Source organism: Thermodesulfobacteriota bacterium, assembly GCA_039028315.1.
Classification (GTDB): domain Bacteria; phylum Desulfobacterota_D; class UBA1144; order Nemesobacterales; family UBA2774; genus CR02bin9.
Map to the genome: position 1 here is coordinate 1 of JBCCIH010000066.1, position 10,882 is coordinate 10,882.

A 10,882-nucleotide genomic window follows, 5' to 3' on the forward strand; every position below is an offset into this window, starting at 1 on the left:
GCCCAGTCTCATTGTGCCGCCCATATCGTTTATTTCTCTTTGGTGATCCATTAGATCAATTACTGGGCTTACCACATCTTCTGAAAATTCAATTGAGTGAGCATCTTTGATGCCGCATATATGTCTGGCAAATTCTACAACGGCCATCTGCATTCCTAGGCAGATACCGAAAAAAGGAACTTTTTGTTCTCTAGCAAATCTTATAGCTTCTATTTTCCCTTCAAATCCTCGTTTACCAAAACCGCCAGGGACCAAGATACCGTGGACATCCTCTAAAAGTGTTTCGACTCCTTGGGATTCAATATCTTCAGAGTCTACATACTTAATCTCGACCTTGGAATCATTAGCCAAACCTCCGTGGTCTAGCGCTTCATGAAGACTTTTGTAGGAGTCTTGCAAGCTTACATATTTCCCCACTACTCCAATAGTAACGTCTGATTGTGGGTTTTTAAATCTCTGTGCAATATCAACCCACTTGGATATATCAGGTTTTTTGGTCCACATATTTAAATAATCAATAATAATCTGGTCCAATTTTTCTTGATGAAGATATATAGGTACTTCGTAAATAGTGCTGACGTCTATAGCTGTAATAACAGCCTCATTGTTTACATTGCAAAATAAGGCAATTTTATCTTTTATGTCTTGTGGCAGATGTCTTTCTGTTCTACAAAGTAATATGTCTGGCTGGATACCAATTTGCAGTAGCTCCTTTACGCTATGCTGAGTTGGCTTAGATTTAAGCTCTCCTGCAGCTGCTAGATATGGAACATATGTGAGATGTACAAAAAGAGTATTTTCTTTTCCAAGATCGCCTCTGAGTTGTCTAACTGCTTCTAGAAATGGAAGACTCTCAATATCTCCTACAGTTCCACCTATTTCTACTATTACAACGTCGTTATCATCAGCAACATCAAGTACTCGCTGTTTTATCTCATCAGTAATATGAGGTATCACTTGCACTGTTTTACCAAGATACTGTCCTTCTCTTTCCTTAGAAATTACAGAGTTATATATACGTCCGCTTGTAAAGTTGTTTTTCTGAGAAAGATTTGAATGAGTAAAGCGTTGGTAATGGCCCAAGTCCAAGTCAGTTTCAGCCCCGTCATCAGTTACATATACCTCACCGTGCTGGAGCGGGTTCATTGTGCCTGGATCAACATTAATATAAGGGTCTAATTTTTGAAGGGATACCTTGAGGCCCCTGCTTTCAAGAAGTGCACCAACCGATGCGGCAGCTAGCCCTTTGCCTAAGGACGACATAACACCACCGGTTACAAATATAAACTTAGTCTTCTCCAATTAACAAAAACCTCAGAAATTACTTGAATTGTAAGGCGGGACCGTGTTGGTCTTTATTAATATATTCAAAACCATTCGATCTGGCAATACTATTTGGCGTATTTTTTTCAGAAATAGAAAATTTTTTGTAAAATTCTACTTAGAACGCAGTATTTCTCTTAATTTGAACAATGCTTTTGCCCGGTGACTTATCTGATTTTTGAGCTCAGAGTCAATTTCAGCCATAGTTTTATTAAGATTAGGCAAATAAAATATAGGATCATAACCAAAACCGCCTTCGCCTCTTATATGGTCTAAAATCTGCCCTTCGCAAAATCCTTCAACTGTGAGTTCATCTCCTTTAGGATCAACTAGCGCCAGGACACAAACAAATCTTGCGTCTCTAACAGGATTATCACCTAATTCGATTAAAACCTTCTCTATATTAGACTTATCATTGGCACCTTCACCTGAATACCTGGCAGAGTACACACCCGGACGGCCTTCTAAGGCATCTACCTCAAGTCCAGAGTCATCTGCTAGAGTTAATTTTCCAGAGTACGCGGCTATCTCTCTAGCTTTTTTAAGCGCATTATCTTTAAATGTCTGACCGTCTTCTATCACTTCTGGAGGGTTTCCTATATCAGAAAGAGACAATACAGTTTCAAATACTCCTTGTAGTAGTTTAGAGAACTCTCTGACTTTACCCTTATTCGTGGTTGCGAGTACGACTTCTTTGATCATAGTTCTATTTTGTCAGTGCTTCTTTTTGCTTTTTGATAAGCTGTTTTATGCCTTTCTCTGCCAGTTTTACCATATCTGTTAGTCTGTTTTTACTAAAGGGTTTCTCTTCAGCGGTACCTTGAACCTCTACTAAGAGGCCAGATCCTGTCATTGCGATATTCATATCTACTTCGGCTGATGAATCCATTTCATAATCTAAATCTAAAACAGTTTTTCCATCAACAATTCCAACGCTAACAGCCGCTATATAATCAATTAAAGGGTTTTCTTTAACAAGCCCCTTTTTGACTAGGTAATTACAAGCATCAGCTAAGGCTACAAACCCTCCTGTAATAGAAGCGGTTCTAGTACCTCCGTCAGCCTGCATTACATCACAATCTATTGTTATTGATCTCTCACCTAACTTATCAAAGTCGATAACAGCTCTTAGAACGCGTCCAATGATTCTTTGTATCTCATGAGACCGTCCTCCTATTTTGCCTCTGACTCCATCGCGCCTAATGCGCTCTTGCGTGGAGCGGGGCAGCATCGCATACTCTGTAGTTACCCATCCGGTTCCAGTATCGCGCAAGAAAGGTGGAACGCTTTCTTCAACTGTTGCTGTGCATATTACCTTTGTTTCACCCATTTCTATTAGAGCTGAACCTTCAGCATTTTTCATAAATCCGCGTGTGATTTTTACAGGCCTCATTTGGTCTGACTTTCTTTTTCTAGCCATTTGTTATCCTCATTTTTTCTTTTAGTTGGGAAATAATACCATAGTTACAATAAATAACTTTAACTCATGTTGTTTTTAGCATTTCTGAGTTATAATGGGGTTAATTACGTAGGAGGGACTTTATCTTGCTCACTGCTGGAATGCAGACTCAAAAAACTGATTTACACCCACTTCTCCCTCTTTATATGCTGATATTGATTGCATTTGCCGGCTACGGGCTTATGGTGTCAATTTTTATTCCTATGCTGATGCATGATGTAGGTGGTTTTTTTGATAAGTCTGTATCAACATCTACAAGAGCAATATACGGAGGAATATTGCTTGCGCTTTATCCATTAGGACAGTTTCTGGGCGCTCCTGTAATTGGGACTTTTGCTGATAAATTTGGCAGAAAGCGCATCCTGACGATATCTCTTGTTTTTACAATTTTTTTCTATCTAGTAATTGCATATTCAATTGATATAAAAGTTCTATGGCTGCTTTTTGCAGCTTGTTTTTTAGCTGGGCTTACTGAGTCTAATGTGGCAATTTGCCAAAGCGCCATCGCAGATGTTAGCACTGAGGCGGATAGAGGCAGGTTGTTCTCATATCTATACACATTCATGAGCCTTGGATACTTTGTGGGTCCATTGGCAGGAGGACAAATAGCAGTGCATTATGGTCTTTCTAAGCCATTTTGGATTTCCGCGATTTTGCTAGTATTTATATATTTATGGATTTGGATAAGTTTTCATGACTCATTTGTGCCAGATAAAGATAAGGTAATCAGCTATTTTAAAACCTTTACAAATCTCGGAACGGTGTTTACCGATCTTCCAATAAGACGTGTTTATCTGATAAATTTCCTGATCTACCTGGGAATATTTGGATTGGCCCGAATAATACAAATTTATATTGTAGACGAGTGGAACTGGGGAATCGATAAAATAACCCTCTACTACGCAATTCTCTCAGGTATGTGTGCTGTATCTAACATGATATTTTTTGCGCCATTATCTAAACGCTTTAGTTTAAAAACTATTACCACATGGTCTGGTATTATAGGTGGATTAATGGTGTTGGTTATCGTGATACCAAAATCAGACTACTCAATTTGGTACACCTCAATTCCAGCTTTCTTTATTTTGATGTGGACAGTCTCTGCTTGCGGCGCTTATCTATCAAACTTAGTAAGCGGGGATAGACAGGGCCGTGTACTTGGGAATAACCTAGCTCTTCAAGTCGGCGCAGAAGCCATTGGAGCTGCGGCCGGAGGACTCTTGGCAGCACTATTTATACCGCTACCTATACTGGTCTATGGTATTGTGACAATATTCGGCGCACTGATACTTATTACCTATAAAGAGCATAAAAAGCCTGAGGAACCTGCCGATGGTCAAGGAGAATAGATAATGCTTTCTGCAGGAATGCAGCCTCAAAAAACTGATATTCATCCCATATTGCCCCTATATATGGTCATTGCTACTGCCTTTGCCGGCTATGGACTTATGGTAGCAATCTTTATTCCTATGCTAATTCATGACACCGGCTTTTTTGATAAGTCCGTTACTAATTCTACCAGAGCAATATACGGCGGAATATTGGTAGCTCTATATCCACTTGGACAATTTATAGGATCTCCTGTTATTGGCTCTTTAGCAGATAAATTCGGTCGCAAAAGAGTGCTCACCATATCTCTTATCTTCACAATCTTTTTCTACGTTGTTATTGCTTATGCGATTGATATAAGAATGCTCTGGCTACTAATGGGAGCATGCTTTTTGGCTGGGCTAACTGAATCAAATGTAGCAATATGCCAGAGTTCCATAGCTGATATCAGTACACAAGAAGACAGAGGGAGACTATTTTCCTACCTGTATTCGTTTATGAGTCTTGGCTATTTTATAGGCCCTCTCGCTGGAGGTCAGATAGCTGTTCACTATGGTCTTTCAACTCCATTTTGGATAGTAATAGGCTTATTAGTATTAGTTTATATTTGGGTGTGGATTAGTTTTCATGACCCGTATATACCTGACAAAGATAAAGTAATAAGCTATTTCAAAACATTTACGAACCTGGGAACAGTATTTACAGATCTTCCTATAAGAAGAGTGTATCTCGTTAATTTTCTAATTTACTTCGGTCTTTTTGGTATAGCACGAACTATTACAATCTACGTAGTGGACGAATGGAATTTTAGTCTTGATAAAGTAACTCTCTACTACGCCATTGCTTCAGCTGCCTGTGGAATATCTAACCTCTTCTTTTTTGCACCTCTTGCTAAGAGATTTAGCCTTAGGTCCATTGCCATATGGTCTGGTTTAGTTGGCGGTATAATGCTGATCATCGTTGTTATTCCTCAAGCAGAATACACAATCTGGTTTACCTCTATCCCAGCGTTTTTTATCTTGATGTGGGCTATTTCTGCTTGTGGAGCCTACATATCAACCTTAGTCGGCTCTGAGCGCCAGGGAAGAGTTTTAGGCAATAACCTTGCTCTCCAGGTAGGTGCAGAGTCAATCGGCGCAGCTCTTGGTGGATTTCTAGCAGCTATATTTGTGCCGCTATCAGTGGTGACTTACGGAGTCGCTATCATCATAGGATCTTTAATTCTAATAACATACAAAACACCGAGCAAAGATAAAATAACTTAAAAATTAAAATCATAAATCTATGCTCGTCTTTCTGTCGTATTTTCTTATACTAATACGTAGTAGAAGCTTTTTTTGTTTTTATGCAACTAATCTAAAGAAACTACATAGGGTTGGTATATAAATAATAATGATAAATAAAGTTGTCCTAATAACCGGCGCGTCTTCTGGTTTTGGTCTTGAGACTGCTAAACATCTTTCTAATATTGGATACAGAGTTTACGGTACTTCTAGAGATAAGAGTCTTAAGGATATTAATTTTGAATTAATACAGCTTGATGTAACATCTGAGGAGTCTATTAATTCATGCATTGAATATGTTTTAGAAAGAGAAAATAGGGTCGATGTTCTTATTAATAACGCCGGCTACATCCTATCAGGATTTATTGAAGAGACACAGATTGATGAAGCTAAAGCAGTCATGGAGACTAATTTTTATGGCGCGGTACGTATGACTAAAAAAGTGCTTGCTATTATGAGGCAGCAGGGCTCTGGGCAGATAATCAATATAAGCTCATCAGCAGGACTATTGGCTGTACCCAACTTGGGTTTTTATTCGGCTAGCAAATTTGCTTTGGAGGGTTTTAGTGAGACGCTTAAATACGAAGTAGAAAAATTCAACATAAGAGTTTCAATAATTGAGCCTGCAATATTCAAAACTAACATCGGCAGATCTAAAGCCATGGCTAAGAATAAGATTAAAGAATATGATTCAATGAGAAGATCGGTAAAGATGGCGCTTAAAAGAGGCTATGATAATGGCGGAGATCCACTAAAAATGGCTCTCTTGGTAGCTTCAATTATAAAAGAAAAGCATCCTAAACTTAGATATAGAATTGGCCCAAATTCTTTATTGGTTAATTGTCTTAAATGGTTTCTTCCCGAAACCATAAACTCCTGGGCGCTTAAGAAATATTACAATCTCTAATTCAATTATAGTGAAAAATCTTTTTTAACTCTCTTTCAAAGAAATTCAAACATATTTGGATTTTTTCGCTATTTAAGAATTCTTTATGCGTAATTAACCAAATTGGTGAGCCGAATTTTGAATCGGGATCGCTTAGTTCTACCAATGAATCATCTACATTGTTATATACACATGGCAAAAGACCTATTCCAAGTCCGGCTTTGACACTTGAATATATACTCTCCATAGAATTTGCCTTAAGAGCGATGTTCTCATCAGATATTTTAGTTCTCAGCCATTTGGTAGATTTTATATTCTCAATTTTTTCACTTCCTAAAATGAACATGTTGTCTTTATAAAAGTTAGAATTGTCCATATTCGGCCTTGTTTTCATATAGTCTTTTGATGCGTACAATGCCCATGTCCCCTTTCCGATTTTAAGCGCATGCTCATGAGGTTCTACTCTTTCCGTTGAGCGTATAGCTAAATCAGCCTCTCTTTTATATATATCAAAGAATTCCTCGGCTACTGTGATCTCAAGCTTTAGCATGGGATATTGCTTTGTGAATTTCACGACTAGATCTGGCAATACAACATTGGCGATAACATTTGTTGTAGTGAGGTTTACAGAACCAAAAATGTCTGAAAGGTCATCTTCTAATATCTTGTCAATTTTTTTTATCTCATTAGTTAGTGTTTCTGAATGAGATGCTAGGGCTTCACCTAAAGAAGTTAGTACATATCCTTGCCCGAGTCTCTTAAGTAGTCTTTTGCCGGTTTTTCTCTCTAGCCTCAAAAGTCGTCTATGAACAGTAGTCTGGTCTATATCCAGCTCTCTAGCTGCTTTTGAAAGGTTTAGAGTTTTAGACACTTCTAAGAAAACCTTAAGGTCATCCCAGTTATACATTGAAACCTCCATATATCTGCAATTATGCAGTATTAACTCTGCAAACAAACTGATTGACTCGCATATATGCAGATAATAACATAGTACCAAAAGGTTTGTAAAAATCTACAAATACATTTTGGAGGTGAGTTATGAGAACTTTAGGTATTTCATTTATACTAGTTTTTGTGGTGGCTTTAGCATTTCCTGTTAAATCTTTATTGGCAGAAGATAACCTTCCTGCTCCGCAATTAGTTACAAACGCTTGGATGTATATAGTAGGATATGAAGCAGATCCTGAGGCTATAAAAGAGTTATTGCCTAAAGGATTGGAGCCCCATCCTAATAACCGTGTAGTTCTTAACATGTATACAGTTCCGGATGGAACAAATACATCAGGATTTGGTGCTTATACTCTGACCTATGTGACTATTGAAGTTAAAGATCATGATTCTTATACCAAAGATGCTCCTCAAGGATTTCCGGGAAGATATTTTGCATATTACTACAATAGTTCTCCTGTAATGAGAAAATTCACTAAGGCAGCAGGAATTCCGGCACAATCTGGATTTACAACTACTACAGTAAAAGATGGAAAACTTACTGCTACTCTTGATGTGGGTGGAAAACCTTTTATTGTCTCGACAGCAGATGTCGGGAGCGATTTTGAAGGCGTTGTGGGAGGACATCTAAATTATTTCGGGTTATTAGATCTTGGACAAAAACAGCAGGTTGTAAAATATCCCATCCCTTGGGTCGGATATCCTGTTAAGACTGAAAATCCAACTGTCACTTTTAAGATGCCACAAGACAATCCTCTTTATAAATTAAAACCAAAGAAAGTGGATTGGGCAGTGTGGATAAAAGGAAGTTTCGTATACCCGCAGTATCAAGTTATACATGAGTCCAGTAAGACTGCTAAGAAATAAACTTTAGGTTACCGGCTCCTTAATGGGGCCGGTATTCAATTCTCTATATGTATATTGTCAATAAATTAGTTTTTCACTTTTCAGTGATGATAAAAGTACCCCTGCCCAATAGTAGTTCTTCATCATTGTTGTAAATCCCTCCTTCACTAACAACAATATATCCATGCAATCTAGGTTTTGGAATTATTGTTCTCACAACCCATTTAATAGTCAGTTCTATATTGGGGTATATGGGTTTACAAAATTCAAATTCTGATTTAATTCCGATGCCTAGGTATTTTGGAGCTAAAAATGCAGTCATTGTAGAGAGATAAACAGCACTAGTATGCGGTCCACAAGCTATAATTCCGCCGTACCTGCTTGATTTAGCACGCTCAGGATCGTGGTGAAGAGGGTTTAAATCACCACACAGCTTAGCAAATGTAGAGATTTCTTGCGTAGAAAAAGTTATAGGCTTCTCAAATGTAAAACCTACCTCAAGGGGCGACTTAAAATCTATTTTCTGCGTCATATGCCTAATATACTCAATTAGGTCTGCTTTCAAAAACTCCTGATATATTTCTTAACAGCTAGATACAGTCTCGCCATTTACGCAGGTATCTGCTCCTGGGCCACCATCAATATTATCAGTACCTGGCCCTCCGTCTAAGTTATCCGGACCCTGGTTTCCTTGTATCGTATCATCGCCGCCTTCTCCGAATATTGTATCACTTCCCGGTCCGCCTCTTAAGATGTCATTTCCAGAATTTCCGTGAAGTTCATCCAAGCCGTTCCTGCCATCAATATCGTCGTTTCCGGAACCGCCGTAAACTGTGTCGGGACCGCTACCAGCATTTATCACGTCGTTGCCAGGGCCGCCGTCTATGCAGTCACCACCGCTTCCGCCGGTTATGGTGTCGTTTCCGCCATAACCAATAATTATGTCATCACCTGCTGTACCTGTGAGCATGTCATCCCCGGGAGTTCCTAAGATTGCTCCTGGCGCTGTTTCATCACAAGCGCTAGCTTGTGGAGGCAGTGGATCATCACTGTCTTTAATCGCATCGTTTAGCCCTACCCTTAGATAACATGATGTTACAGGTGCGCAGCTTAGAGAATTCTCATCCATATCAAACATTATAGGAGTAAATGTGGTTGAACTTCCCTCGGCTGTATAAATTGAGTAATTATCAGAAAAACTGATAAACACAGCATCTGATCTTGATGCATCACTGCCGGGTGTCTTAGAGAATACTTGTGATATTGTTGACGGGAGAACTGGTTTTAACTTACAGTCTCCTGTTCCGGTTAGAACTTTAAACCCGCCAGCAACTGTGCCGGTACATGAGGACGCAGTATCTGCGTCTCTGACCCAAGCGTTAAATCCATATTGAAATCCGTTTGACGTATCGGTAACTCTTGTCTTTCCGCTAAGATGGGAGAAAGAAGTAGGTCTTAAATCGGCTATACAGTTAACTGTAGGAGTTATGACAACAAACCCTTCTTGATTTTGCAGGGGTGAGCTAGCAATAATGCTTCCGGCATTGGTAATGAGGTCACTGAAATCATAAATTACTGTATCAAACGGCAATAGCTCATCACAAAAATCTATTGTCTCAAGACAGTTCTCATTAAAAATCTGCACATGGTAATTTAACCCGATAGCCCCTGAGTGGTTGGTTATCTGCAGCTCTGTGTTTCTGGGGCCTTGTTGATCCCACCATGATATGATCTGTGTTCCGGTTGTAGTAGTTTGGGCTCCGGAGATGTTTGTCGAGAACCAATCCATTCCACCTACAATGTCTCCAGTATCAAGTCTGTCGAAGGTTCCAAGGAGTGCTGCAACGAAATCAGTTCCTCCAAGTGGAGTTGTATCTACGTCTAGTACTCCATTTTCAAATGTGACAAAAGAGCACATCTCAGCGGTAGGCGTACCGCCGCCTCCGCCTCCTCCTCCGCCACCACCACCACCACTTCCACCTCCACTTGCAGTTCCTCCGCCGCAGGATGTGATCGTAACAAGAATGCTGATGGTAACTACTAATACTAAGCTGATATTTAGATTAATTTTCATATTATTGTTCATTTTTTTTCTCCTTTAAGAAATATCACTAAGGCACAGCAATAAATGATTCCATTGATCCAATGTTAGATCCATTATTCAATCCTATAAAACCTATAAATGCCTGCGCTTGGGATACACCTGCAGGCAATGAACCTGGCCCTGGATCTTCAAGGTTAAAAAAGCCTTTTGAGGTTGTCGTTACACATAACCTAGAGTTGTCTTTAGTGTTTCTATATATGTTGTTAATACCCTTACTCATACCTGATGATGAGCATGTAAAAGTGGTCGGTGTACAACTATTTACAATCGAATTCTCATTAACTATGAAAGGATTGAACTTGGCGCCCACATTTTGTCCAGCTATAGGAATGCCAAAATTAGGGGCAGTCCAGATTATAGGAATTCCAATTATTTCTGAGAATGTACTTGGTCCCAGAGAATCAAAATCAAAGTAGTATGTATCTGCTTGGGGACCAGATGCTGATCTTAGCCCGACAGGGTTAGATCTGTATTCATAACCTGCATCATCAATTATTCTAAAGCTTCCTTGGAGCACCGGTGTGCTCACTGAAGTGTCTCCAGCGGCGTTCACTACTGTTATCGCTACAAATCCGAAAGTGCCATCAGGCATAGGCGCAACGCCTGTAGGTATGCCGGTGTTTGCCTGTATATTGCTTAGGTCATAAATATGTGAATCAAAGCCCGTATATTCATCAAAGAAGTCAATCTCTTCACAAGGGGTA

At 39.3% G+C, this 10,882-nt stretch carries 11 protein-coding genes; 4 read left to right on the plus strand and 7 right to left on the minus strand.

The window, feature by feature from the left end:
- The 3 genes from AAF462_05600 to rph form a co-directional block, all read right to left on the minus strand.
- Positions 1-1,302: CTP synthase (locus tag AAF462_05600; GenBank protein MEM7008595.1), on the minus strand; the 1,302-nt coding region annotated here is incomplete at its 3' end.
- A gap of 135 nt (positions 1,303-1,437) precedes the next feature.
- Positions 1,438-2,025, minus strand: coding sequence for an XTP/dITP diphosphatase (locus tag AAF462_05605; protein MEM7008596.1), 588 nt, complete (start codon positions 2,023-2,025; stop codon positions 1,438-1,440).
- Between the two features lie 4 nt (positions 2,026-2,029).
- A complete protein-coding gene (gene rph / locus AAF462_05610; GenBank protein MEM7008597.1) occupies positions 2,030-2,743 on the minus strand; it encodes a ribonuclease PH in 714 nt (237 codons plus the stop codon).
- A gap of 125 nt (positions 2,744-2,868) precedes the next feature.
- On the opposite strand from rph, the gene AAF462_05615 reads away from it, so the two are divergent.
- The 3 genes from AAF462_05615 (at position 2,869) to AAF462_05625 (ending at position 6,301) form a co-directional block, all read left to right on the plus strand.
- The gene (locus AAF462_05615) at positions 2,869-4,131 is read left to right on the plus strand and encodes an MFS transporter (protein MEM7008598.1); all 1,263 of its coding nucleotides are present in this window, start codon (positions 2,869-2,871) and stop codon (positions 4,129-4,131) included.
- A 3-nt stretch (positions 4,132-4,134) separates the two neighbouring features.
- On the plus strand, positions 4,135-5,376 hold the full coding sequence (locus tag AAF462_05620) for an MFS transporter (protein ID MEM7008599.1): 1,242 nt from the start codon (positions 4,135-4,137) through the stop codon (positions 5,374-5,376).
- Positions 5,377-5,503: 127 nt separating this feature from the next.
- Positions 5,504-6,301 (plus strand): SDR family oxidoreductase, encoded by a 798-nt coding sequence (locus tag AAF462_05625; protein ID MEM7008600.1) that lies wholly within the window; start codon positions 5,504-5,506, stop codon positions 6,299-6,301.
- Position 6,302: 1 nt separating this feature from the next.
- Here AAF462_05625 and AAF462_05630 read toward each other — a convergent pair whose 3' ends face one another.
- Positions 6,303-7,187: a LysR family transcriptional regulator gene (locus AAF462_05630; GenBank protein MEM7008601.1), complete on the minus strand. Its 885-nt coding sequence runs from the start codon at positions 7,185-7,187 to the stop codon at positions 6,303-6,305.
- Between the two features lie 131 nt (positions 7,188-7,318).
- Between AAF462_05630 and AAF462_05635 the strand changes: the two genes are divergently transcribed.
- On the plus strand, positions 7,319-8,095 hold the full coding sequence (locus AAF462_05635) for an acetoacetate decarboxylase family protein (GenBank protein MEM7008602.1): 777 nt from the start codon (positions 7,319-7,321) through the stop codon (positions 8,093-8,095).
- Positions 8,096-8,168: 73 nt separating this feature from the next.
- Here AAF462_05635 and AAF462_05640 read toward each other — a convergent pair whose 3' ends face one another.
- From AAF462_05640 to AAF462_05650, 3 genes are all read right to left on the minus strand, one after another.
- Positions 8,169-8,606: a MaoC family dehydratase gene (locus AAF462_05640; protein ID MEM7008603.1), complete on the minus strand. Its 438-nt coding sequence runs from the start codon at positions 8,604-8,606 to the stop codon at positions 8,169-8,171.
- A gap of 51 nt (positions 8,607-8,657) precedes the next feature.
- The gene (locus AAF462_05645; protein ID MEM7008604.1) at positions 8,658-10,160 is read right to left on the minus strand and encodes a calcium-binding protein; all 1,503 of its coding nucleotides are present in this window, start codon (positions 10,158-10,160) and stop codon (positions 8,658-8,660) included.
- A 25-nt stretch (positions 10,161-10,185) separates the two neighbouring features.
- Positions 10,186-10,882, minus strand: a 697-nt coding sequence (locus AAF462_05650) for a hypothetical protein (protein MEM7008605.1), incomplete at its 5' end; no start/stop codon positions are given.